The organism is Gammaproteobacteria bacterium, from assembly GCA_016199745.1.
GTDB lineage: Bacteria > Pseudomonadota > Gammaproteobacteria > Acidiferrobacterales > Sulfurifustaceae > JACQFZ01.
Map to the genome: position 1 here is coordinate 25792 of JACQFZ010000068.1, position 24998 is coordinate 50789.

The window sequence follows — 24998 nt, forward strand, 5'->3', positions numbered from 1 at the left end:
TGTTCGTTGGCAGAATGTGTCTAACTCCGCATTCTCGATCCACTGGCGTCGAATATCGGTGTGACCTGAATCGTCGCCGCCTGCCGCTTGCCGATGATCTCGATCTCGAAAGCGCCGCGATCAGTGATCGACGCGAGCTCTGTCGGTACGTAACCGAGCGCCATCGAGCAGCGCGAGTGATGTGCATAGGCGCCGGAGGTGACCCACCCGACCACACGCCCGTCGTGCCAGATAGCTTCGTCGGCGAAGGCGTCGGCGTCTTGCGCATCGACGGTGAACGTAACCAATTTGCGCGCGCTGCCTTTTTCTTGAGCGGCGCGGGCGGCGTCGCCGCCGATAAATTTGCCTTTGTCGAGGTGCACGAAGCGATCGAGCCCGGCTTCGAACGGGTTATAGATCGGACGGTACTCACGGGCCCAGACCCCGAAGTTCTTTTCGAACCGCAAGCTGTCGAGCGCGCGGCCGCCGAACAAGCGCAGGCCGTGCGCCTGACCGACGTCGAGCAATAGATCGAACAGCAAACGTTGGTAATCCGGTTTCACCCAGATCTCGTAACCAAGCTCGCCGGTAAAACTAATGCGGCCGACCAGCGCCGGTAGACGATCGACGTCGAGCCGGCGGAACGATAGGAAACGGAAGGCCTCGTTCGAGATGTCATCGGCAGTCAGCGCCGCCAACACATCACGTGCGCGCGGTCCGGCGAGGGAGAGGCCGGTGAGTTCCATGGCGAGCGGACGAATACTGACGCCGTTGTCGGGTAAGTGCGCCTGGAACCAGCGCATGTGATAGTTCTCGGCGAGACCCGAGCCAAAAATATAAAAATGATCCTGCGCCAGTCGCGCGACCGTGAAGTCGCCGATCAGCATGCCGCGTTCGTTCAGCATCGGTGCCAGCGTCATGCGGCCGATCGCCGGCAGGCGTGCGGTCAGGAGATGCGACAGCCAACTCTCGGCGCGGGCGCCACGAACTTCGTATTTAGCGAAGTTCGTCGTTTCGAGCAGGCCGACGCTGTTGCGTACGGCTGCGACTTCGGCGGCTACCGCCGGAAACGCGTTCGAGCGGCGGAACGTGACTTGCTCCTGCGGCGCGGTTCCTGCGGGCGCGAACCAAAGCGCATGTTCCAGTCCATAAGAGGTGCCGAACACGGCGTTGCCTGCTTTGAGTCGGTCGTAGATCGGCGACGTGCGTTGTGGCCGGGCGGCGGGCAGCTCTTCGTTCGGAAAACTGATGCGAAAGCGGCGGCCGTAGTTCTCGCGCACCTTGCTATTGGTATAAGCGAGCGTCGCGTAGTCGCCGAAGCGGGCCACGTCCATGCCCCAGATGTCGAACTCAGGATCGCCATGCACCATCCAGTTGGCGAGCGATAGTCCAACGCCACCGCCTTGGCTGAAACCGGCCATGACGCCGGCGGCGACCCAGTAGTTACGCAGGCCGCGTACCGGACCGACCACGGGATTGCCGTCGGGGCAGAACGTGAACGGGCCGTTGACGATTTTCTTGATGCCGGCCGTTTGAAACGCCGGGAAGTGCCGGAAGCCGATTTCGAGCGATGGCGCGATGCGATCGAGATCCGGTGGCAACAGGTCCTGCCCAAAATCCCACGGCGTACTCCGCTCCGACCACGGCTTGCCGGCTTTCTCATACGTGCCCATGAGCATGCCGCCACGCTCTTGGCGCAAATAAATTTCGCCTTCGAAGTCGATGGTGTGCAGGATCTCTTTGCCGGTTTCTTTATTGGCGGCGGCGACCTCGGGCATGTCGTCGGTGACGAGGTACATGTGTTCCATCGCCAAGATCGGCAGTTCGAGCCCGACCATGCGTCCGACTTCGCGCGCCCACAGGCCGCCGGCGTTGACGACATGTTCGGCGTGAATCTCGCCTTTGTCGGTGATGACGTTCCAGCTGCCATCGGGTCGTTGTGTCAAATTCGTGACGCGGGTGAAGCGATAGATCTCGGCACCCTGGAGGCGGGCCGCTTTGGCATAGGCGTGGGTCGTGCCCGATGGATCGAGGTGACCTTCATTCGGGTCGTACATGGCGCCGACGAAATGCTTTTCGTCGAGCAGCGGCATTAATTTTCTGGCCTCACTTGGACTGACGAGCTCGGTATCCATGCCGAGGTAGCGGCCCTTGGCGTGTGCCATGCGCAGGAAGTCCATGCGTTCCGGCGTACCGGCAAGCATGAGACCGCCGGTCAAATGCAGTCCGCACGATTGGCCGGAAATTTTTTCGATCTCTTTGTAGAGGTCGACGGTGTAGCTCTGCAGCTTGGCGACATTGGGATCCCCGTTGAGGGTGTGAAAGCCGCCGGCCGCATGCCAGGTAGAGCCCGAGGTCAGCTCGGCACGTTCGAGTAACACGACGTCGCGCCAGCCAAGCTTGGTCAGGTGATACAACACGCTGCAACCGACGACACCGCCGCCGATGATGACTACTTGTGCATTTGTCTTCACGAACGTTTTCCTGGAGATTTTTAAAAAGAACCTCACCGCTACCTACGCCGCTCGTCTAGGACGATCGACGCGTAGCGGTGAGGCAAAGGGGCGCTTGACTCATCATCGGCTACTAAAAGTCCGTTTTGACACCGCCTTCCTGTTTGCGTCTTGCGACAAACGCGTCGAGCTCGTCGCTGACCGCTGGATCGATCGCCGGTTTTTCGTAGGTGGCGAGCGCTTCTTTCCATACACGATTGGCCTTTTGCATCGCCGTCGGACTACCGGCCTCGCGCCACGATTCGTAGTTGCGCCAATCGGAAAGCAGCGGTGCATAGAACGCATCGCGATAGCGCGATCGCGTGTGCGCGGCGCCGAAATAGTGTCCGCCCGGGCCGACTTCGCGGACGGCGTCTAAGGCGAGACTGTCGTTATCGATTACCAACGGGTCGAGAAACTCCGCGACCATTTGTAGGAGATCGACATCGAGGATCATTTTTTCGAACGACGCCGATAGACCGCCTTCGAGCCAGCCGGCGCTGTGCATAATGAGATTGCCGCCGCCCATAATCGCGCCCCACAACGAAAACACCGACTCGTACGCCGCTTGCGCGTCGACGGTATTGGCCGCGCAGACGTTTGACGTCCGATAGGGCAGGTGGTAGCGACGCGCAAGCTGACCGCCGACCACCGCCGCCTTCATGTACTCGGGCGTGCCGAAGGCGGGTGCGCCCGATTTCATGTCAACGTTCGACGTGAATCCGCCGTATACCACCGGCGCCCCGGGCCGTACGAGTTGCGTGAAGGCGATGCCGGCGAGTGCCTCGGCATTTTGTTGTGCCAGCGCGCCGGCGATCGTGACCGGCGCCATGGCGCCGGCGAGCGTAAACGGTGTGAGTACGACGATTTGGTTGCGACTCGACATTTCGATGATGCCCTGCAACATGGGATCATCGAGTCGCAAGGGTGAGCTCGAATTAATGATGGTGAACAGCGACGGTTCACGTTCCAGCTGCTCGTTCGAGATGCCACGACCGATGCGCGCAATTTCAATGCCGTCGAGATTACGATCGCGGCCGAGCGAATAGGCGTGAAACGCCTTGTCCGTCAGTTTCACAAAATCCGCTAAGCAATCGAGATGACGTATCGACGCATGCAAGTCGACCGGCTCGACCGGGTAGCCGCCGCTCAAATGCACGATATTGAAAATTTGCGCTAACCGGACAAAGTTGCGGAAGTCCTGCTGATTTCCCGGACGCCGGCCGTTGTCGAGATCCTGACAATTCGGTGCGCTCGCCACCGTCGGGAACGTCACCCAGTTGCCGCCGATGCGCAGATTGTGGGCCGGGTTGCGCGCATGCAGTGTGAATTCGGGCGGGCAAGTACGGATCGCCTCGAGAATTAAATTGCGATCGAGACGCACGCGGTTTGATCCGGTAGTGACCTCAGCACCGGCGTGCTTGAGAGTCGCGCGAGCTTCGTCATTCAGAAAGTCGATACCGATTTCTTCGAGGATCGTCAGCGACGTGTCGTGAATCGCTTCGATCTCATCGGCCGATACCAACGGGATCGGCGCCATGCGGCGACAAGGTTGGCGAAACGGCTTTTGCTGGACCGCCGCGCTGCGTGTTTTACGTCCGGTGCGGCCGCGGCGATTGCCGATGTCGGCCGCGGCGGATTCTTCAGTTGGCATGGCGTTGCTCTCGATAACGGCGCTCCGTGAGTACAGCTGAGCGCCTATCGAAGAAAGCATGAGCGAAGAAGGCGGGATCGCCCAACAGAATTATTCGATGGCGTTATCGGATATTGCGATTCGTGAGAAAAATGCTGGCGCGCATTGCTCCTCCCCCCTGAAGGGGGAGGAGCAAAACGAAACGCGTCGTTCAGTCGACGCGTGTCCGGACTTTTAGTTCGTAAGCTTAAACCCACCGGCTTTAGCCGGTGGTTGTTGAGTCGAGACGGTTCGGCGTTCTAGCCGTGCTTAGCCGCTCTCGATTTTTTTTGCAGCCTCGCCAATTCGGCCACGGGAATATGGCAACGGATCTCGTGATCCTCGTCATCGCGCGTCATCGGTGGTTCCTGTTGCTCGCACACCGCGCCGAGTTTGCGCGGGCAGCGTGTGTGAAACACGCATCCGGACGGTGGGTTGATCGCGCTCGGGATTTCGCCCTGCAAGCGAATGCGCTGCTGTACGCCGTCGCGTATAGACGGCACGGCCGACAACAGCGCCTCGGTATAGGGGTGATGCGGCCCGTCCATGACGCGTTCCGCCGGTCCTAGCTCCATCAGTCGACCGAGATAAAGCACGGCGATACGGTCGGCGAGATAACGCACGACACCGAGGTCGTGCGAGATGAACACATAGCTGACGCGTCGCTCGGCTTGCAGGTCGGCTAGCAAATTGAGAATCGCTGCCTGCACCGACACATCGAGTGCCGACGTCGGCTCATCACAGACGACCAGCCGCGGATCGCCGGCGAATGCGCGGGCGATGGCTACGCGTTGCTTGAGGCCGCCCGACAGTTGTTTAGGGCGCGTGGACAAATGCAGTTCGGTCAGGCGCACCGCACGAGTTAGCTCGAGTAATCGCTCGCGGCGCGCTTGGCCTGACAGGCCGGCGAGTTTTTTGAGCGCGCGGCCGATGAGGCGACTGACGGTATGCGAACGATTGAGTGCCGAGTCTGGGTTTTGGAAAACGATTTGAATCGCTTTTAGTTGGGCTTGCGCGCGTTTTACCGCGCGCGCCGGTAATGATGCGCCGTCGAGTGTGAGTACGCTGCCGTCATCCGGCGACGTCAGTCCGAGCAGGACCCTGGCTAACGTCGTTTTGCCGCTGCCCGATTCGCCGACCAGACCCAGCGTCTCGCCCGGCCAGAGCGAGAGCGAGACGTCGTGCAACGCGCGAACCTTGTGTTCGCCAAGGGTGAAGGTCTTGTTGATTTGTTGGGCGACGAGAATCGGCGATTGCCGCCGGTCGATGACGGTGTGGCGCAAAGTCTGCTCGGCGATGGCGGGCGGCGTCGACGATGCCATCTCGTGATAATGGCAACGACTAGTATGGTCGTTGGCCAGTGCATAAAGCGGCGGTTCGATGCTGCGGCATTGCTCGGTCGCCAGTGGGCAGCGATCGGCGAACACGCAGCCGTGGATCACGGCGCCGAGCGTCGGTAAGAAGCCAGGGATGACATCTAGTCGGCCGCGGTTCTTGCGGCGCCCGCCTTGCGGCAGGCAGCGCAACAGGCCGGCGGTGTAGGGGTGGCGCGGATTATGAAAAACATCGCGCGTCGTTCCTTCCTCGACCAGCTTGCCGGCATAGAGCACACCGACGCGATCGCACATCTGCGTGATGAGCGCGAGGTTGTGACTAATGAACAGCGTCGATGTGCCGAACTCGAGCCGCAGCTCGGCGATGAGCTCGAGGATTTCCGCTTCGACAGTGGCGTCGAGACCCGTCGTCGGCTCGTCGAGAATGAGCAGCTTCGGTTTGTTGGCGATGGCCATGGCGATCGCCACGCGTTGTTGCATGCCGCCGGAGAGTTGATGCGGATAGCGTTCCATCACTCGCGCAGGGTCGACAATCCGGACTTTGGCCAAAATTGCCGTAGTGCGCTCCAGCGCCTGTGCGCGTGACGCGCCGGCGATTTCGAACACCTCGGCGACTTGACGACCGATGCGGATCGACGGATTAAGCGCGCGCGCCGAATCTTGGTAGACCATCGCCACCGACGACGTCCGTAACTTGCGCAACTCGGTATCGCCGAACGACAAGATATCGCGGCCGTCGATGAGGATGCGGCCACCGCGTACCCGACCATTGCGCGGGAGATAGCGCACCGCCGCAAACGCGACGGTCGACTTGCCGCAACCTGACTCGCCGACTAGCCCGAAGGACTCGCCGCGGCCGATGCGAAAGCTCACATCGCGCAATACTTGGCGCTCGCGCCCACGCACGCGATACGCCAGATCGAGGTTTTCGACGACGAGCGCGTCCGTTTTAACGGTCGCGGTTAATGGAATGGCAGCGCTATTCATGCTTCGTACGCCTGTTGAATACCGTCGGCCAGCAGATTGATGCCGATCACCAGCGAACCGATCGCGAGCGCGTTGAACAGCACGGTCCACCAAAAACCACTGCCGATTAGCCCGTAGTTGTCGGCGATGGCGAGACCCCAATCCGGCGACGGCGGTTGAATACCAAAGTAAAGAAAACTCAAGACGGCAAGGGTGAAGATGGCGTAGCCCAGGCGAACGGTAAATTCGACCAGCAGCGGTGCGATGATGTTTGGCAAGATTTCCGCGAACATGATGTAAATCGCGCGCTCGCCGCGCAGCTGCGCTATCGCGACGTAATCGAGCGTTCGTTCCGACAGGACGGCAGCGCGTACGGTGCGGGCGATGATCGGTGCGAAGACAACGCCGATGACGACAATCAGCGTCGTGATAGACGTTCCCATCGCCACCAGCCCGAGCATCGCCGTGATAGCCAGCGGCAACGCCATTAGTGCCTCGATGACACGGCCGAGTACGTCGTCGATGATGCCGCGGAAGTAGCCGGCCACGAGGCCGAGTGTTGTTCCCAGCGCGGTGCCCAACGCCGTCGCCAGCAGCGCGACTGTGAGAATGTCGCGGGCGCCGACAATGACGCGCGAAAACACGTCACGTCCGAGGGAATCGGTACCGAACCAATGTTCCGACGACGGCGCGGTGAGCGCGTTTAATAGGTCGTCGGCGTATGGGTCGATCGGTGCCAATGCTTGGCCAAAGAGCGCACACACGACCCAAAAGCTGACGATAACGAAGCCCGACAGAAACGTACCTGAACGCAGCAGCAGGCGCAGGCGGTCGCGGCGAACGCTAACGGGGCGGGTCACCGGCAAGCGATCAAGCGGCGCGCTCAATCGATTGCTCCAAAGCGGATGCGTGGATTGAGCAATGAGTAGAGCATGTCGGCCACCAACGTTGCGAATGTATAGATGATGCCGATGGTCAGGATGCCTGCCTCCAGCATGGGGAAGTCCTTGCCGCGCGCGGCGGTGTAGATCAGACCGCCGATTCCTTGGTAGTGAAACAGCACCTCGACGATCATGAGACCGCCGATGAGATAGCCAATCTGCGTGGCGATTACGGTGATGGTCGGTAACAGCGCGTTGCGTAGCACGTGCCGATAGATCACTAGCCGCCACGGCAAGCCTTTGAGCACTGCCGTGCGAGTGTAGTCGGCGTCTAACGCCTCGACGGTGCCGGCACGCGCCATGCGGGCGATGTAGCCGAACAGTACCAGTACGAGTGGCAGCGACGGCAGAATCAGGTAGTAGATCACTTCGAGCGTTCCGGCATCCGGCGGTGCGGTGGCGCTGACCGGAAACCAATCGAGCCACACGCCAAAGATCAAAATGAAGACGATGCCAGAGACGAATTCGGGAATGACGGTAGCGGCCAGTCCGGCAATGCTAATGATTCGGTCGAGCAGGCGGCCGACGTGCAACGCCGCCCATACGCCGCCGCCGACACCCAGCGGTACGACAATCATGAAGGCAAGCGCTGCCAGTTTTAGCGAGTTGAAGAGCGCCGCAGTAATAAACGGTGCCACCGGTGCGCGGAAGGTAAGGGATGTGCCCAGGTCGCCGATGATGAAGTGACGGGTCCACTCCACATACTGCACGAGCAGTGGTCGATCGGTACCGAGCTCATGATTAAGCGCTTCGACGGCGCGCGCATCGGCCAGCGGGCCGAGAATAGTACGGGCGACATCGCCCGGAAGCAGTTGACCGCCGACGAAGATAAGAATGCTCAACAACCACAGCGACACAGCCGACAGCGACAAGCGCTTTAGCAGGGGGCGAAAGTTGATCACAGTGTTCGACTCGCGAATGAATCCAGTAGACGTGGGACATACTTACCCGTCTTCCCTGACGAATCGAAGAAGCAGCGGATGAGTCTGCCCCACGTGATTTGATTAGCGTTAACGAAACGCGTTAGGTAAACCTCGCTTGCCCCAGGAATAAATGCGACATCGCCGTCGGTTTTACCCCGACCACATTCTTCGCCGTTACCGCGAGGAAATCGTAGAAGTAACCGAAGATGGCCGGCGTCTCGTCCAATAATAGCCGCTGAATTTCACCTGCGGCGGTGCGTTGTGACGATGTATCGAGCGCAGCGACGTAATTGGTGACCAGCCGATCGTATTCCTTGTTCTTGAAGTGCGCCGAGTTCCAGGTGCCGTCGCTTTTGAGCGGCGCGCCCAAAACAACGTTGGGAACACCACGATGTCCGTAGTCGGTAATTCCTAAAACCGAATCGAGCCAGTCGGATTCGCCGTAAACGGCCTTACCGTAGTAAGCGCTCTGATCTTTAACGTTGAGCGTGATGTTGATACCAATTTTCTTGGCGGCGTTTTGGATCAGTACCGCGTATTCGGGAATCTCTAGATACTTTTCGGTGGTCAGCGTTACATTGAATCCATCTTTTGCGCCTGCTGCCGCCATCAGCTGTTTAGCCTTCTGAATGTTTTCCGCGCGTTGCGGTACGGAAGTATCGGTCGATGGGAATGCTGGTGCAAATGGGCTGTCGTTGCCGAGGCTCGCCAGGTTCTGGAACAGCCCTTGAATTATTTTTGGGCGATTCAAGCAAAGCGCCAGTGCCTGACGCACGCGCTTATCGGTGAATGGTGCCATGTCGGTGCGCATGTGGACTTGCGAATGTGCGCTCGACTTCAGGCGAATGAGATTGACGTCGGGATCCTTCAGGAGACCACGTGCCTTTAACACCGAGATCTGCTGGATGACGTCGACTCGCCGCCCTTGAAACGCGAGGATCTGCGCTTGCGCGTTGTCGAAAAAACTAAATTCGACGCGTTCGACAAGCGCCTTCATGCCCCAATAATCAGGATTACGTACAAACGATACACCGACTTTCGGCGTATATTTTTCGAGCTTGAACGGGCCGGTACCGATGAAATTTTTCTCGAAGTCGCCGGCATAGTCGGCCGGCAAAATGATGGAGTTATAGTTGTCGGACGAGACTAGGTAGGGGAAGTTACCGTTAGCGGCGTCGAGCTGGAACTCAACGGTGAAATCGTCAACTTTGCGCACGCTGCCTTTGCTGAGCACGTCTTTGAAAACGGACAGAGCGCTGGAGGCGTTCGCCGGATCGGTCAAGCGATCGAAAGTGGCAACGACATCATTGGCGGTCATGGCCTTGCCGTTGTGAAACTTAACGCCTTTGCGGAGCTTGAAGGTCCACACCTTGCCGTCGGTGCTGGGCTTCCAGCTGGTCGCAAGCACCGGCGTCAGTAACAAGTCGCCTCCCGAGTTCACCAAGAACTCGCCGGTCTGGCACAGCAACACCAAACCCCCGGTGTCTGATACTTTGATCGGATCGATCGTGGCGGTCGGCGCTGTCGAGGCAACGCGCAAGGTGCTACTGGTAGCGGCGCGAGCAGCAGTCGGACTCAGGGCGACGCCGATACCACCGACGAGCGAGGTCATGCCGAGAACACTTGCGTGGCGCAACAACTGGCGCCGCGTAAGGTGGCCGGCGAGATAGTCATCGATCAAGCTGTTTTCGATGTCGTTGCTTTGATGGCGGAGCTGTTCCAGGATCGGGTCTTTCTTATGCACGGATTGCCTCCTAATGCTTGGTTAGTACGTTAGTTATGACTTGACGACGAACCCTTCCGATCGGTCATTCCGGCAGACACAAATCTACGCCGCGCCGACCCCTGGACAAAATGCTGAGCGAATATCTCGAAATCTCATAACACAATTATTCGATAGCGCTATCTAATATAGTGATTCTCGCAGGGGTGATTATCTGCATGTCTTTTTTAGATGGAATGATCTGAAATTTGAGTTGGTCGGGCACGAGTGCCGTTATTAAGCTCGCGTGATTGAAGGCACCGGCGCTCATCTCCGTTGAAATACTCCCTGCTGTCCCTAGCCAAGTCGGCATTTTATGGACACCGGTGTTGGCCGCGCGCCTGGCGCGACCCCGAACCGAAGTCCGAATACGACGTCGTCATTATCGGCGGCGGCGGGCACGGCCTGGCGACTGCTTATTATCTTGCCAAGGAGCATGGCATACGGAACGTCGCCGTCCTGGAAAAAGGCTGGATCGGCGGCGGCAACGTCGGTCGTAATACGACGCTGGTGCGCTCGAATTACTTGCTGCCGGAAAACATTCGGTTTTATGAGCATTCGTTGAAACGTTGGGAATCGTTGTCGCAGGAGCTCAATTTCAACGTGATGCTGAGTCAACGCGGGGTGCTCAATTTGTTTCATACCGACGGCCAGCGCGATGCCGCCGTCCGCCGCGGTAATGCATTGCGCCTTGCCGGTGTCGACGCCGAATTGCTCGAGCAGCGGCAGGTACAGCAGATGGTGCCGATACTCGATTTCGACCACGGACGGTTTCCAATTTTGGGGGGGTTGCTGCAGCGTCGTGGCGGTACCGCGCGTCACGATGCCGTCGTTTGGGGCTATGCGCGAGCCGCCGATCAGCGCGGTGTCGACATCCTTCAAAACTGCGAAGTCACGAATATCGAGCACAGCGGCGGTCGCGCGGTAGCGGTGCAAACGACACGCGGACGAATTAAGGCTCGCAAAATCGCCATTGCGGTTGCCGGTCACACATCGGCAGTGGCGCAGATGGCCGGATTATCGTTGCCGATCGAAAGTCATTTGTTGCAGGCGTTCGTCACCGAAGGCATCAAGCCATTGATCGACACCGTTGTTACTTTCGGTGCGGCGCATTTTTACATCAGTCAATCCGACAAGGGCGGGCTCGTATTCGGCGGCGACCTCGACGGCTACAACAGTTATTCGCAACGCGGCAGTCTTGGCAGCTTCTTCGAAGAGACGCTGTCGAGCGCGATGTCGCTGATCCCATGTCTTGGCCGCTTGCGCGTGTTACGCCAGTGGGGCGGTGTCATGGACATGACCATGGACGGTAGTCCGCTTATTTGTAAGACGCCGGTTGGCGGCCTCTATTTAAACGGCGGTTGGTGTTACGGCGGTTTCAAAGCGATCCCAGGTTCCGGTTGGTGCTTTGCGCACACGATCGCCAAGGACGAACCGCATCCACTCAATGCGCCGTTCACGATGGAACGTTTTCGCGATGGCCGGTTGTTGAACGAAAAGGGTGCCGGCCCGTATCCCTGGGCGCATTAGGAGTCGGCATGCTTCAGATTCGTTGTCCGTGGTGTGGTGTCCGCGATGAGACCGAGTTTCAGTACCGCGGCGATGCCACGATCAAGCGCCCGCCGGCGGACGCATCCGCGGATATGTTCTACGAGTACGTGTATACGCGCACTAACCCTAAAGGTTGGCAACAAGAGTATTGGCATCATTTGTCGGGTTGCCGGCGCATGGTCAAGGTCGTGCGGCACACGCTGACGCACGCGATTGCGGCGACCGGTTGGCCCAGTGATGCGTTGGAAACCCCGTCCGCATGACACAACCCTTTCGTTTGTCAACCGGCGGTGCGATTCAGCGCGACCATCCGGTTTCGTTTCAGTTCGACGGTCGTCGCTATACCGGTTACCGCGGCGACACATTGGCATCGGCACTGCTCGCCAACGGCATTCATCTCGTGGGTCGTAGTTTCAAGTATCACTGCGCCCGCGGCGTACTCACCTGCGGTTCGGAAGAGCCGAATGCGCTCGTGGAGCTGCGGCGCAACGCCCGCCGTGAACCGAATACACGCGCGACGACGATCGAGCTTTATCACGGTCTCGACGCGAGCAGTCAAAATCGTTGGCCGAGCTTGCGGTTTGATCTGTTGTCGCTGAACGTATTGGCAGCGCCGTTGCTGGTCGCCGGTTTCTATTACAAAACGTTCATGTGGCCGGCGTCATTCTGGGAACCGGTCTACGAACGATTGATTCGCCGTGCTGCCGGCCTCGGTCGGGCAGCTCGTGAAGCCGATGCCGATAGCTACGAATCCTGCCATCGTCATTGCGATGTGCTCGTTGTCGGTGCCGGACCGGCTGGAATCGCGGCGGCGCTGAATGCTGCACGCCAGGGTGTGCGTGTGCTGCTGTGTGATGAAAATGCGTCACTGGGCGGGCGCCTGCTGTACGAACGTGATCTCGTCGATGGAAAACCTGCCGTTGATTGGTTGGCACATAAGGTACAGGCGTTCAGTCGCTTTCCGAACTTGTGCGTACTCCGGCGGACGACAGTCTTCGGTGCCTACGATCACAACGTTTACGGTGCGGTCGAACGCGTTGCCGATCACGTGTCGCAGCCGCTGCCCGGACAACCGCGTCAACGGCGCTGGACAATACGAGCGCAGCGCACCGTGATTGCGACTGGCGCGCATGAGCGACCGTTGGTGTTCCCGGGTAACGATTTACCGGGCGTGATGTTGGCCTCGGCGGTACGTGCTTATGCCAATCGTTTCGCCGTTGCCGTCGGGCGTCGTGTTGTCGTCGTGACTAATAATGATGATGCCTATCAAACCGCCATCGACTTAACGGTTGCCGGTATCGCCACGCCGCTGATCGTCGATACGCGCCAGCGATCTGGAATGATTGCCGATGTTGCCCGCGCCGCTGGCATAGACGTGCGTACCTCGACCTTGCCAAAACGCGCCGTCGGTGGTCGACGCGTGCGGGCGTTGGAGCTGATGACGTCGGCCGGTCAGCCGGCCGGGCGTGTTGCCTGCGATTGCCTGGCGATGTCGGGCGGTTTCAATCCGGTCGTACATCTGGCGAGTCAGCAAGGTGCGAAACCTACTTGGTCGGAACCGGCGGTCGGCTACGTTCCCAGCGCCGATCTGCCGCAAGTGCATGTCGTGGGTGCCGCGCGCGGCGTGTATGCATTGGCGGATTGTTTGCTCGATGGCGAAGGTGCTGGCAGCGGCTATGTGTCGGCAGCGCGGCCGTTGGCCGGTTACGGCGACGCGCAACCGCCGCAACCGTTGTGGTCGGTGGCGGCGAACGGCAAAGCATTCGTCGATTTTCAAAACGACGTCACGCTCGCCGACCTCGAATTGGCCGCGCGCGAAGGCTATGTATCGCCCGAGCATGCGAAGCGTTACACCACGCTCGGCATGGCGACCGATCAAGGTAAGACCTCCAACATCAATGCGCTCGGCATTCTCGCGCAAGTGCAGGGCAAAGCGATCTCGGCAATGGGCCCGGTAACGTATCGACCGCCGTATACGCCGGTTGCGATTGGCAGCTTCGCCGGTCACCGACGTGGTCACGACTTCTTGCCGATCCGGCGCACCGCGATGCAGCAATGGCACGAGCGCGCCGGTGCCGTATTCATACAAGTAGGGCATTGGTTGCGCGCCGGTTACTACCCGCGGCCCGGTGAGACACCGCAACAAACGATCGATCGCGAAACGACGGCGGTACGCACGACCGCCGGGCTGTGCGATGTGTCGACGCTCGGCAAGATCGAGTTGTTCGGGCCGGACGCTGTTGAATTTTTAAACCGCTTGTACGTTAACGGTTGGTCCACACTCGCCGTTAACAAAGCGCGTTACGGATTAATGTTGCGCGAAGATGGCTTTGTGTTCGACGACGGCACCGTAACACGGTTGGGCGATGAACACTTTTTTATCACCACAACGACGGCCAACGCCGGCGCGGTGTTGGCGCACATGGAGTATTGCCACCAATGCGTGTGGCCGGATCTCGACGTCGCGTTCTGCTCCGTGACCGAGCAATGGGCGGCAATGTCATTGGCCGGGCCACGGGCACGCCGTGTCTTGGCACGTGTGGTCAGTACTGATGTTTCTAATGAAGCGTTGCCATTCATGGGCGTCGTCAAAACCATGATCGATAATGTGCCGGTACGAGTTTTCCGAATCAGTTTTTCCGGTGAGTTGGCTTATGAGATCAATACACCCTGGGGTTTCGGTCAAGCCGTGTGGGAGCGGTTGATGGCGACCGGCGCCGATCTCGGACTCGTTCCCTATGGCCTGGAAGCGCTCAATGTGTTGCGCATCGAGAAGGGCCATGTGACCGGCGCCGAGATCGACGGCCGCACGACCGCTGCCGATCTCGGTTTTGCGCGGATGATGAACGACAGGAAAGACTTCATCGGCCGTATGCTGGCGAAACGCCCTGGGCTGGTCGACCCAATACGACCCGCGCTGGTCGGTATTAAAGCGGTCGATGCGACCGTGCGTTTGCGATCGGGCGCGCAGATCACATTGCCTACGACGGCGAGCGCCGCGTTGTCGACGCAACCCTCGTTGGGCCACGTAACATCAGTTGCATTTAGTCCCACGTTGAAGCGGTGGATTGGTCTAGCGCTGGTTGCCGATAGCAGGGCACGCATCGGTGAACACTTGTATGCAAGCTCTCCGCTTCACCATGAAGCAACACCGGTAGAAATCGTCGAGCCTTGCTTTATCGATCAGGACGGGAGGCGTTTGCATGCGTGAGTTAACGCGCACCTATCCGTTGCACGGTATCGATGAGTCCGCCGGCCCCGGAAACAGGCCGGCATCGTCGGGCGTAACGATCGCGGAGCGTTGCGATATCGAAACCTGGCAAGTGTTAGCGCGCCGTTACCAGAGCGATGCCGTCGCCAACGCGTTGGGAATATCGGCGACGCCGGGACGCGTGACACTCGATTATCGTTTTACCGCGTTGCCGCTCGCGCCGGGTTATTGGATGTTACTCACGAGTAACGGCAAAAGTCTGATGCACGAGATCAATACACGCGTAGACGGGCTCGCCTACGTCAGCGATCAAAGTCATGCGCGAGTGGTGTTGCGATTGTCCGGTCCGAAAGCGCGGACTGTGTTGAGTAAAGGTTGCCGCCTAGATTTGGACGGCGAAATATTCGCTACGGATTCTTGCGCACAAACTTCTATTGCCGAAGTATCCACGCTGATCCATCGCGTTGACGACGCGCCTTCGTATGATTTGATTGTGCCGTCTGGATATGCGTGCGCGTTCTGGCATTGGCTGGTTATGTCAGCCGGCGGAGTTTAGTTAGCGCTAATCATGCATGGACTGGAATAAGTCGGGGTATTTTTAGCCGCGGGAAATGGGGAAGAAAATCCATCCGTCGTGAATGCTTTTGCCTATCTGTTCAGGTAATGCGCCCCGCTGGTGCCGATAGGCCACCTGGCGGATAAGGTTGAAGGAGAAGATCGAAGAGATCCCCACGGGATCGTTACTAGAATAAGCCTTTGCCTCTGTGGTATTACCTGCATCTCGTCGTCGTTGAGGATCTTTTCACGCTTTTTTCACAACAGATCATTAAGGACCCTGCGATTAGGGCAGGCCGCGCACAATAGCAAGGGGAGACTTTGGTACTATTTAAAAAATTCTAAAAAGAACCGCTAATAGCGCTGAAAGGGAAGATGAAACGAGGGAGCTGGAATGATTGGACAGTCCACCGTTTTTCTCGACACGCTGGCATTAATAAGCAAGATCGGCCGTTGCGATGCGCCGGTGTTGATCGAAGGTGAAACCGGTACCGGTAAGGAATTGGCGGCACGTGCCATTCACTACGGCAGCGCTCGCCGCGAAGGTCCGTTTATCCCGGTGAATTGCGGCGCCATTCCGGATGCATTGATCGAGAACGAGCTCTTCGGGCACAAGCAAGGCGCGTACACCGATGCGCGGCGCGATCACGAAGGCTTAGTTGGTAACGCGCAAAACGGTACGTTGTTCCTCGATGAAATCGACGCGTTGACGCCGAAAGCACAAGTCACGCTGCTGCGTTTCCTGCAAGACCAACAATACCGGCCGTTAGGTGGGGCCGATGTGCGCCATGCGAGTGTGCGCATCGTCGCTGCCAGCAACGCCGATATCGATGTGTTGGTCGAGCGCGGCAACTTTCGATCGGATCTATTGTTCCGCATCCGGCTCATGGCATTAAAGCTGCCGCCGCTACGCCAACGATCGGGCGACGCGGCGTTGTTAGCCAATCACTTTCTGCACGCCTGTGTCGCTCGCTTCGGTCCCGAGAAGATCATCAATCCGGAAACGCTGCAATGGTTCGAGCGCTATTCTTGGCCGGGTAACGTTCGCGAGTTAGAAAATCTCATTTGTCGTGAATACTTGCTCGCCGACGGCAACAACATCTGTATTCAGCCGCCGGCGCTGCTGAATGGCGAGCGCCGCGTGCGATCGGATCGGCGACGATTGAGTTTCGAAACCGACAGCTTTCATCAAGCGAAAAATAAAGCGATCGCCGAATTCGAGCGTCGCTATCTCGAGGCGGTGCTGCTGGTGACAGAGGGCAACGTAACGCGCGCTGCTAGCATGGTCGGCAAAGAGCGGCGCGCTTTTGGAAAATTATTGAAGAAATATGGGATCGATCGATTGAGCTACGCCGAATAGCGCCTGCCGATATTAAGTCCTTGGGGCACCGACGACCCAGTAGTGGGTCATCGCGTGCTTTGCCCAATTAGTTCGTCCCGTTGTTTCGATCGGCCGACATTCCGCGGGTTCGGCCGCGGGCGGGTGGGTTTCTATTCGCCCGGTTTTCTTTCGCGGCATGAAGTTTCACCGCGCATTTTCGCTTTGATGAAGTTGGCCCACCGATTGCTGTGTTGCCTCGATCAGCGATCGAGAGGGCGAGTGTGAGCGACAACGAAACCGCGATCTCCGTGTTATGCGACAAGATATCGCGTTATCTCAGCGATCATCCACTGGCGGTAGACAGCGTCAATGGCATTGCCCGCTGGTGGTTAGGCAATCCCGCGGTAGCGATCGACCCGTGGTTGATTCAAGCGGCGCTCAATGAGTTGATAAAACAACAGCGTATCGCTTGTCGGGTACAGCGCGACGGTACCGTGCTTTATTTTTCCATCGCCGGAAATAATCCGGGTCAGATGTAACCCATCAGCGCGCAAACGGCGCGCGCACCCGCTTTACCGAATCGAAATCGCATTTTGCCGGTTTCCATCGTCTTGGCCGCTGGGTCTAAACACACCCGTCTCGTCTGTCATCGGAAATATTTCGCGCGGTAAACCCTGCAAATTTAGTGGATCAGCGTGTTGGCCCGGCGATTGCTATATGCACACCGCGGACTGACTCACGAGCGAAAAATTTCGATCGAACTCACGCTGACAAGGAGCGCGACATGCCGGCAACACTGACGTACCCAGGCGTTTATATCGAAGAGATTCCAAGCGGTGTGCGTACCATTACCGGTGTCGCCACGTCCATTACGGCGTTCATCGGCCGCGCGCCGCGCGGGCCGACCGATGTCGCCACGCGTATCCAAAGCTTCGCCGACTACGATCGCGCTTTCGGTGGCTTGTCGTCGCTCAGCACCATGAGCTATGCGGTGCAGCATTATTTCCAACACGGTGGCAGCGACGCCTACATCATTCGCGTGCACAACGCGGCCGGCACCGCCGAGATTAATTTGCCAACGAGCGGGACCGCGCTGATTCTTTCGGCCGCCAGCCCCGGCAAATGGGGCAACGCGCTGCGGGTCTCGGTCAATTACGAAGCGACCAAAGACCCGGCAAGTCTTTATACGCTGACGATTCAAGAGCTAGACGCGCCGGCTTCGAAGAATGTGGTGCGTAGCGAAGTGTTTCTCAACTTGTCGAGCGATCCGAACAACGCCCGTTTCGTCACCACGGTATTGGCCGAAGGATCGGCGCTGGTCAATGTGAAGGGCAGCGCGCCGAGCGCGCGGCCGACCGCCACCATCACCAACGCCGACGATCCGACCGACTCGACCAAGTACGTCGCCGCTAATACCGCCGGCACCGACGGCGCCGACGTTACCGATAACCAAATCGCCGCCGACAGCTTGAAAGTCGGGCGTAAAGGCATGTATGCGCTTGAGGCTGCCGATTTGTTCAATCTACTCTGCATACCGCCGTTGACGTTCGACACCGATGTTAGTTCGAGCAACACACTGGCCAAGGCGGCCGCTTACTGCGCATACCGCCGGGCGATGTTGGTGGTCGATTCGCCGGCGAGTTGGGTCGACACGACCTCCGCCGAGACCGGCATCAACACGTTACGCACCGATATCGGCACGGCGCTCGCGACCAACGTCGCCGTGTATTTTCCACGCCTGCGCATGCCCGACCCGATGCAGGAAAACCGTTTGGACACATTCGTCCCGTGCGGCGCCGTCGCCGGCATCATGGCGCGCACCGACGCGCAACGCGGCGTGTGGAAGGCGCCGGCGGGACTGGAGGCGTCGTTCTCTGGGGTGCCCGAGCTCGCGTTTAAATTGAACGACGCCGCCAACGGCCGGCTCAATCCGTTGGGTCTCAATTGCAATCGTTCATTCCCGACGTTCGGCAATGTCGTTTGGGGCGCGCGCACGCTCGCCGGCGCCGACATGCTGAGCTCCGATTGGAAATATGTGCCGGTGCGCCGACTCGCGCTGTTTTTGGAAGAGAGTCTTTATCGCGGCACCCAATGGATCGTGTTCGAACCGAACGACGAGCCGTTGTGGGCGCAGATTCGTCTAAACATCGGCGCGTTCATGCACAACATGTTTCGTCTCGGCGCGTTCCAGGGCAAGTCGCCGCAAGACGCGTATTTCGTCAAATGCGATAAGGACACGACCACGCAGAACGATATCAATCTTGGCATCGTCAATATCGTCGTCGGTTTCGCGCCGCTCAAGCCCGCGGAATTCGTCGTCATCAAGATCCAACAGATGGCGGGGCAGATCGAGACGTAAAGAAATACAACCCCTCTCCCAGTGGGAGAGGGGAGGCAAAGAACCGATTTAAGGAGAACATCATGGCTCAGTTCAGCGTAAACGCGCAGCGTTTCGATCCGTATAAGAATTTCAAATTTCGCGTGAAGTGGGACGGCCGCTATGTTGCCGGCGTCAGCAAAGTCGGTGGCCTCAAGCGCACCACCGAAGTCGTCAAGCATCGCGAGGGCGGCGACCCGAGTTCGAGCCGCAAATCGCCGGGTCGTACGGAGTACGAAGCCATCACGCTTGAGCGCGGCGTAACCCACGATCCTGAGTTCGAGGCGTGGGCGAATAAGGTTTGGAATTTCGGTGCTGGCCTCGGCAAAGAAGTGTCACTCAAAGACTTCCGCAAGGACGTCATCATCGAGGTCTACAACGAATCCGGCCAGCTGGCACTGAGCTATCAGGTGTTCCGCTGTTGGGTGTCGGAGTATCAAGCCTTGCCCGACCTCGATGCCAATGCCAACGCCGTCGCCATCCAGCACATCAAGCTCGAGAACGAAGGCTGGTTGCGCGATGTCAGTACGCCCGAACCGAGCGAAGAAAGTCTGGGTCAAACGGTCGGTTGAGCAACCGCTGCTCGTGAGCGAGATCGTCTAACGCATGCGTGCATTGACTGCCGCTGAATTGTTGAACGCGTGGGAAGTCGGCTTGCAGCAACCGCCGATCCTGCGGGCGTTGTCGTTACTGGCGTGCGCCTGTCCAGAGTTGACCGACGACGATCTGTGGACGCTGTCCATCGGCCAGCGCGATGCGCGCTTGCTGGAACTGCGGCGGCGATTGTTCGGATCTGAACTTGCGATCGTTATTGCCTGCCCGGTTTGCGCCGGACAATTGGAATCGTCGATGCAGATAGAAGATTTGCAGCGCGCGCCGAGCGAGACGGCGGAAACGCTGCAAGTTTGCACCGTCGAAAGTCATCGCGTCACGTTCCATTTACCCACGAGCCGCGATCTCGTTGCCGTTGCCAATGACGCCACATTGCCGTCGGCGCGTGCCGCTTTGTTAAGGCAGTGCATCGCCGATGTGCGCGATGCCAATGGTGATGGGGTCGATGCCGGTAGCTTATCGACTAGTGCCAATACGTCGATCGCCGAACAAATGGCCATGCTCGATTTGCAAGCGGATATCCAACTTGAGATGACGTGTCCCGCGTGCCAGCACCGTTGGAGCACGGCGTTGGACATCGCCAACTTCCTATGGAAAGAGATCCAAGCGTGGGCGACGCGCACGTTGCGCGACGTCGCGCGCTTGGCGCGCGCCTACGGCTGGTCCGAGTCGGAAACGCTGGCGCTGTCGCCGACGCGGCGACAAATATATTTGGAGCTGTGTCGCCAATGACATCATCCACGTCTGCCAACGAGCGCCCAGATTTTCTCGGGCGTCTCATCGAGCGCACCGCCGACGTCGGCAGCGCGCCGCAACCGCGTCTGCCGTCGTTGTTCGAGCCGGTGCCGTGGACGGCGGCAAAAAATGGCATAGTCGCTGACGACGACGTAGCGTCTATCGGCGATACGGAAACCGAAGCGCGGCCACGTGTTACCGCTAGCATCCAACGGTCGACGAATGCGCAGTTGGAAGAACCGCCGCGCCAACGGAGCGCCAACGTGGATGCACCCGAATCGACCCGGCCCACGCGAACCATGGATGCGCCGAGCGATAGACCGAACCCAGTGACGTCGACGACCAGCACTATCGAAACCCTACACCGCATCGTGCTGGATCCGATAGCGCCGGTGTCCATGCCGTCGTTACGAGGTACACGTGCCGACGCCACGTTTGTTTTGCCAGTCGAACCTTCGCGAGTAAAAGCAACTTCGCCCGCGTCGTTCGATCCGTCCTCGCTCGATCACGAACGGCGACGCACCGGCACGGCGTCATCTACCAAAGCTATTGAGCCTGCACCGTTGCCGCGCTTGCCGCACGAACGCGTTGTCGCCGAGCCGTCAGCGATTTTCGATCAAGCTCGTGCCTGGCGCGAATCGGTAGCGTCGACCGCGCCCGAATCGACGCCGGTGATCAACGTCACCATCGGCCGTTTGGAAATCCGCGCGACCAAAGATAGCGTCGCACCGAAACGCGCCGGAACGGAACGCGCCGCCGGCGCGCAGCCGATGAGCCTCGCCGAGTACCTACAACAACGCGGGAGAGGGCGATGAGCAACTCGCTCGCGATTGCCGCGACTACCGCCACCTTGCGTAATTTGTTGTTGGCGCAAGTGCCGACGCTCGACAGCGATCTGTCCGATCTCGAAGTTACCGCACAACCGCTCGACGTCGCTCGTAAGGGCATCAGCAAATCGCAGGTCAATTTGTTTTTGTATCAAACCGCGGTCAACGCCGCCTGGCGCAACATGGACATGCCGCGGCAGGTGCGTCCCGGCGAGACCGGTCTGCCGCCGCTGGCGATCAACTTGCATTACCTCATTACCGCTTATGGCCGCGGCGACAATGACAACGACGCCGTTAGCCATCGCGTGCTCGGTGGCGCCATGAGCGTGTTGCACGATCATGCCTTGTTGAGTCGCAGCGAAATCAGTATCGCCCTGGCGAACAACGATCTGTCGCAACAGTTCGAGCGCGTGCGGATCACGCCGCTATCGCTCGGCGTCGAAGAGATTTCGCGGCTGTGGATGGTATTTCAAACGCAATATCGCATTTCGATGGCGTACGAGGTGACGGTAATTCTGATCGACAGCCGCACGCCCGGCAGTGCGCCGCTGCCGGTATTGAAACGCGGCGAGACCGATCGCGGCGTCATCACCTCGCCCGGTGCGGCGCCGATGCTGACTGCGCTGCGTCTGCCACGGTCACAACCGGCGATACGACTCGGTGAGGATGCCATCATTACCGGCGATCAATTGACGATTGCCGATGCTACGTTGCGATTCAGCAGCCTGCGCTTGCCGCAGGTCGTTGAGCTGCCACCGACGGCTGGCGGCAACACCGGCGAAATTTCGTTTCATGTTCCGGACACCGTCGACGACGTCAACGCCCTGTCACGTTGGCTGCCGGGTTTCTACACGTTGGCGCTGGCGGTAAAGAAGACCGGCGTGCCGCCGATCATCAGCAACGAAATTCCGTTTGCGTTGGCGCCGCGAATTACCGTGACCTCGGCCAACACCGGCGCCGGCGCGGTCGATGTAACGATCACGAGCGAGCCACGGCTGGCGGTGGGGCAGCGCGTGCTGTTGTTGTTCGGCGATCGCCAAGCGGAGCCGACGTCGATCACGACGCCGGCGGATACTAGCCAACCGACGACGATCTTGTTCAAGCTGTCGGGGTTGAGCAGCGGCACTTATGTCACCCGCCTGCGTGTCGATGGTGTCGACAGTATTCCCGTGGTGTACAGCGGCACGCCGCCGCTGGCCGATTTCGATCCGGCGCAAAAGGTGACGGTGCCATGAGCGAGACGACCGGCGAAATGGAAACGTGGTTCGCCGACAACGACCGCTATCTCGCGACCGGCTTGGCCTGGCTGCGCGCGCGCCTTACGCAGTTGGCGGATGCCGGAACCCGCGGAAAACCTACTACTACTGTTACACCCCTCTCCCTTCGGGAGAGGGGAAGGGGTGAGGGAAAAGCGCTGACGACAGACAACACGCCGTCTTTCGGTTCGTTTTTTTTCCGGAAAGATAAGCGCGTCCTCGTTCCCTCACCCCCGGCCCCTCTCCCGGAGGGAGAGGGGAGTAATACGATTCCGTTGCCATCGGAGATGATCGAAGCCGAAGCGACGGCGCGGCCACCAGCATTGATTTTGCTGGCGCGGCGCTTGGGGCTCAGCGAATTCGAACGCCACGTCATGCTGTTGTGCATCGCCATGGAGCTCGATACTCGCATCGGCGGTTTGTGCGCCCGCGCACAGCAGGAGTCGGCGCGGCCGTATCCGACATTCGCCCTGGCATTAGCGTTGTTCGATCAACCGGCATGGGAGGCGTTATCGCCGGAGCGGCCGTTGCGCTATTGGCGTTTGCTCGAAATCAATCAGACCGGTGCGCAGCCGTTGATTGGTAGCGTGCTAAAGGCCGACGAGCGCATCGTCAATTACGTGAAGGGCCTCAACTATCTTGACGATCGCTTGACGTCGTTGATGAAGCCGGTGGTGATAGAAGAGGCGGTGTTGCCGCCGTCGCAAGCGGCGCTCGCCGACGGCATCGTCGACGGCCTCCGCAAGTTGGAGGAGAGCGTGCGCTTGCCGGTGTTCCAGTTACTCGGCGCCGATAGTCAAAGCAAATTAATGGTGGCGCAGCGCGCCGCGGCGCGTCTCGGGCTGATGTTGTATCGCTTGCCGGCCGATGCATTGCCGGCCGCGACAACGGACTACGAAACCTTCGTGCGCTTATGGCAGCGCGAGAGCAACTTGTTGCCGTTGGCGTTGATGATCGATGCCGCGCACGTCGACCGTGCCGGCAATACGCAGGTGCCGGCGATCCAACGCCTGTTCGCGAGCGGACTCGGTCTCGTGTTCCTCGACACGCGCGAGCCGTGGTCGGATGTCGCCAAGGACAGTGTGCTACTCGACGTTGCCAAACCGACGCCGGCGGAGCAGCGCGCGGCGTGGGTCGAAGTATTGGGCGACACCGCCGCCGAGCACGCCGGACGCTTAGCCGCGCAATTCAATTTCAACCTGCCGACGATTCGCGCAATCGCCGCCGATGCACGCCAGAGCGGCCGCCAGCCAGTGGCCGATGCGCTCTGGCAAGAATGCCTGCGCCGCACACGGCCGACGCTCGATCAATTGGCGCAGGCGCTGGAAACCAAAGCAACCTGGGACGACATCGAGCTCGCGCCCGCAGAAAAAAATCTGCTGTATCAAATCGCCCAGCAAGTCGGCACCCGCAGCGCGGTCTACGACAACTGGGGATTTCGTCAGCGCATGAACCGCGGCTTCGGTATCAGCGTGCTATTCGCCGGCGAGTCCGGCACCGGCAAGACTATGGCGGCGGAAATCATCGCCAATGAATTGGGATTGATGCTGTATCGCATCGATCTGTCGGCGGTCGTCAGCAAGTACATCGGCGAGACCGAAAAGAATTTGCGCAAGCTGTTCGACGCCGCCGAAGACGGCGGCGCAATTTTATTTTTCGACGAAGCCGACGCATTGTTCGGCAAGCGCAGCGAGGTCAAAGACAGCCACGACCGCTACGCCAACATCGAGATCAATTATCTGCTGCAGCGCATGGAGGCGTATCGCGGCCTGGCGATCCTCGCCACCAATATGAAAGCGGCGCTCGACGGTGCGTTTCTGCGGCGGTTGCGCTTCATCGTCAACTTCGCCTTCCCCGGCGTCGCCGAGCGCAAAGCGATTTGGCAGAAGGCGTTCCCGCGCGAAATGCCGCGGGCCGCGCTCGACTACGATCGTCTCGCCAAGTTCAACCTCACAGGCGGCAGCATCCACAACATCGCCCTCAACGCGGCGTTCTTGGCCGCCGCTGCTGGCACGAAAGTGACGATGCCGTTGTTGCTCGATGCCATGCGCACGGAATTTCGCAAGCTCGAGAAGCCGGTCAACGAGGCCGAGTTTCGCTGGTCGGAGTCGACCGAGGCGGCAACGTGAACGTCAATCTGCATATCGAGCGATTGCTGTTGGAGGGGTTGGATCTTTCGGCGCGCGACGGCGACGTTGTCAACGCCGCGCTGCAGCACGAATTGGTGCGACTGATCGGTGCCGGTGCCTTGTCGTTGCCGCAGAGCTTCAATGTGGCGAGCCTGCGAGCGGCGCCGATAAGGTTAAACGCCGATGCCGGAGCGGTGGAGGTGGGTGAGGGCGTTGCGCAAACTCTTTATGGCGAATTGAGCCCGAAGGCGTCATCGTGAATCGACAAAGCCTAGCGCGAACACAGGCGCCGACGACGGCGACACCGGCCGGCGCATTGCCGCGCCGGCATACCAACGAGCATCGTCATGAACCG

General features: G+C 59.4%; 20 protein-coding genes. 14 read left to right on the top strand and 6 right to left on the bottom strand.

All coding sequences use genetic code 11. The annotated features are described in order from the left end of the window. Positions 1-20: 20 nt before the first annotated feature. Together HY308_17390 and HY308_17395 are read right to left on the bottom strand one after the other, a co-directional pair. Positions 21-2453 (bottom strand): GcvT family protein, encoded by a 2433-nt coding sequence (locus HY308_17390; GenBank protein MBI3900045.1) that lies wholly within the window; start codon positions 2451-2453, stop codon positions 21-23. 112 nt (positions 2454-2565) lie between these two features. Continuing rightward, positions 2566-4125 carry a trimethylamine methyltransferase family protein gene (locus HY308_17395; protein ID MBI3900046.1) on the bottom strand — a complete coding sequence of 520 codons (1560 nt, stop codon included), beginning with the start codon at positions 4123-4125 and terminating at the stop codon, positions 2566-2568. A 58-nt stretch (positions 4126-4183) separates the two neighbouring features. Between HY308_17395 and HY308_17400 the strand changes: the two genes are divergently transcribed. Further along, positions 4184-4342: a hypothetical protein gene (locus HY308_17400; GenBank protein ID MBI3900047.1), complete on the top strand. Its 159-nt coding sequence runs from the start codon at positions 4184-4186 to the stop codon at positions 4340-4342. Positions 4343-4403: 61 nt separating this feature from the next. Here the strand turns inward: HY308_17400 and HY308_17405 are convergent, their stop codons facing one another. The 4 genes from HY308_17405 to HY308_17420 all read right to left on the bottom strand — a co-directional run bounded on the left by HY308_17405 (position 4404) and on the right by HY308_17420 (position 10051). After that, positions 4404-6464 carry an ABC transporter ATP-binding protein gene (locus HY308_17405; GenBank protein MBI3900048.1) on the bottom strand — a complete coding sequence of 687 codons (2061 nt, stop codon included), beginning with the start codon at positions 6462-6464 and terminating at the stop codon, positions 4404-4406. Further along, positions 6461-7330 (bottom strand): ABC transporter permease, encoded by an 870-nt coding sequence (locus HY308_17410; protein MBI3900049.1) that lies wholly within the window; start codon positions 7328-7330, stop codon positions 6461-6463. Before HY308_17410 ends, HY308_17405 begins: the two co-directional genes overlap by 4 nt. Further along, entirely contained in the window at positions 7327-8286 is a 960-nt protein-coding gene (locus HY308_17415; protein ID MBI3900050.1) for an ABC transporter permease, read from the bottom strand. Before HY308_17415 ends, HY308_17410 begins: the two co-directional genes overlap by 4 nt. Before the next feature lie 121 nt (positions 8287-8407). After that, positions 8408-10051 (bottom strand): ABC transporter substrate-binding protein, encoded by a 1644-nt coding sequence (locus HY308_17420; GenBank protein MBI3900051.1) that lies wholly within the window; start codon positions 10049-10051, stop codon positions 8408-8410. Between the two features lie 294 nt (positions 10052-10345). On the opposite strand from HY308_17420, the gene HY308_17425 reads away from it, so the two are divergent. From HY308_17425 to HY308_17485, 13 genes are all read left to right on the top strand, one after another. Further along, the gene (locus HY308_17425; GenBank protein MBI3900052.1) at positions 10346-11599 is read left to right on the top strand and encodes a sarcosine oxidase subunit beta family protein; all 1254 of its coding nucleotides are present in this window, start codon (positions 10346-10348) and stop codon (positions 11597-11599) included. 8 nt (positions 11600-11607) lie between these two features. Beyond that, on the top strand, positions 11608-11883 hold the full coding sequence (locus HY308_17430) for a sarcosine oxidase subunit delta (GenBank protein ID MBI3900053.1): 276 nt from the start codon (positions 11608-11610) through the stop codon (positions 11881-11883). Next, on the top strand, positions 11880-14831 hold the full coding sequence (locus HY308_17435) for a sarcosine oxidase subunit alpha family protein (protein MBI3900054.1): 2952 nt from the start codon (positions 11880-11882) through the stop codon (positions 14829-14831). Before HY308_17430 ends, HY308_17435 begins: the two co-directional genes overlap by 4 nt. Continuing rightward, positions 14824-15387: a hypothetical protein gene (locus tag HY308_17440; GenBank protein ID MBI3900055.1), complete on the top strand. Its 564-nt coding sequence runs from the start codon at positions 14824-14826 to the stop codon at positions 15385-15387. Before HY308_17435 ends, HY308_17440 begins: the two co-directional genes overlap by 8 nt. A 393-nt stretch (positions 15388-15780) precedes the next feature. Then, on the top strand, positions 15781-16746 hold the full coding sequence (locus HY308_17445) for a sigma-54-dependent Fis family transcriptional regulator (protein ID MBI3900056.1): 966 nt from the start codon (positions 15781-15783) through the stop codon (positions 16744-16746). 242 nt (positions 16747-16988) lie between these two features. Continuing rightward, complete coding sequence (locus HY308_17450; protein MBI3900057.1) at positions 16989-17246, top strand: hypothetical protein; 258 nt, start codon at positions 16989-16991, stop codon at positions 17244-17246. 245 nt (positions 17247-17491) lie between these two features. Continuing rightward, positions 17492-19066 carry a phage tail sheath family protein gene (locus tag HY308_17455; protein ID MBI3900058.1) on the top strand — a complete coding sequence of 525 codons (1575 nt, stop codon included), beginning with the start codon at positions 17492-17494 and terminating at the stop codon, positions 19064-19066. A gap of 62 nt (positions 19067-19128) precedes the next feature. Next, complete coding sequence (locus HY308_17460) at positions 19129-19656, top strand: phage tail protein (GenBank protein ID MBI3900059.1); 528 nt, start codon at positions 19129-19131, stop codon at positions 19654-19656. Between the two features lie 34 nt (positions 19657-19690). Further along, on the top strand, positions 19691-20428 hold the full coding sequence (locus HY308_17465) for a phage baseplate protein (GenBank protein ID MBI3900060.1): 738 nt from the start codon (positions 19691-19693) through the stop codon (positions 20426-20428). Beyond that, positions 20425-21246, top strand: a complete 822-nt coding sequence (locus HY308_17470) for a hypothetical protein (protein ID MBI3900061.1) — start codon at positions 20425-20427, stop codon at positions 21244-21246. Before HY308_17465 ends, HY308_17470 begins: the two co-directional genes overlap by 4 nt. Next, a complete protein-coding gene (locus tag HY308_17475) occupies positions 21243-22493 on the top strand; it encodes a DUF4255 domain-containing protein (GenBank protein ID MBI3900062.1) in 1251 nt (416 codons plus the stop codon). The genes HY308_17470 and HY308_17475 overlap by 4 nt, the downstream gene beginning before the upstream one ends. Then, entirely contained in the window at positions 22490-24643 is a 2154-nt protein-coding gene (locus HY308_17480; GenBank protein ID MBI3900063.1) for an ATP-binding protein, read from the top strand. Before HY308_17475 ends, HY308_17480 begins: the two co-directional genes overlap by 4 nt. Next, positions 24640-24903, top strand: coding sequence for a hypothetical protein (locus HY308_17485; GenBank protein ID MBI3900064.1), 264 nt, complete (start codon positions 24640-24642; stop codon positions 24901-24903). Before HY308_17480 ends, HY308_17485 begins: the two co-directional genes overlap by 4 nt. The last annotated feature ends 95 nt before the right edge of the window (positions 24904-24998 follow it).

Excerpts from the sequence above, each read along its gene's own strand:
- HY308_17395 (MBI3900046.1), bottom strand. The coding sequence starts at position 4,125 with ATGCCAACTGAAGAATCCGCCGCGGCCGACATCGGCAATCGCCGCGGC.
- HY308_17400 (MBI3900047.1), top strand. The coding sequence starts at position 4,184 with ATGAGCGAAGAAGGCGGGATCGCCCAACAGAATTATTCGATGGCGTTA.
- HY308_17405 (MBI3900048.1), bottom strand. The coding sequence starts at position 6,464 with ATGAATAGCGCTGCCATTCCATTAACCGCGACCGTTAAAACGGACGCG.
- HY308_17430 (MBI3900053.1), top strand. The coding sequence starts at position 11,608 with ATGCTTCAGATTCGTTGTCCGTGGTGTGGTGTCCGCGATGAGACCGAG.
- HY308_17435 (MBI3900054.1), top strand. The coding sequence starts at position 11,880 with ATGACACAACCCTTTCGTTTGTCAACCGGCGGTGCGATTCAGCGCGAC.
- HY308_17440 (MBI3900055.1), top strand. The coding sequence starts at position 14,824 with ATGCGTGAGTTAACGCGCACCTATCCGTTGCACGGTATCGATGAGTCC.
- HY308_17445 (MBI3900056.1), top strand. The coding sequence starts at position 15,781 with ATGATTGGACAGTCCACCGTTTTTCTCGACACGCTGGCATTAATAAGC.
- HY308_17455 (MBI3900058.1), top strand. The coding sequence starts at position 17,492 with ATGCCGGCAACACTGACGTACCCAGGCGTTTATATCGAAGAGATTCCA.
- HY308_17460 (MBI3900059.1), top strand. The coding sequence starts at position 19,129 with ATGGCTCAGTTCAGCGTAAACGCGCAGCGTTTCGATCCGTATAAGAAT.
- HY308_17465 (MBI3900060.1), top strand. The coding sequence starts at position 19,691 with ATGCGTGCATTGACTGCCGCTGAATTGTTGAACGCGTGGGAAGTCGGC.
- HY308_17470 (MBI3900061.1), top strand. The coding sequence starts at position 20,425 with ATGACATCATCCACGTCTGCCAACGAGCGCCCAGATTTTCTCGGGCGT.
- HY308_17475 (MBI3900062.1), top strand. The coding sequence starts at position 21,243 with ATGAGCAACTCGCTCGCGATTGCCGCGACTACCGCCACCTTGCGTAAT.
- HY308_17480 (MBI3900063.1), top strand. The coding sequence starts at position 22,490 with ATGAGCGAGACGACCGGCGAAATGGAAACGTGGTTCGCCGACAACGAC.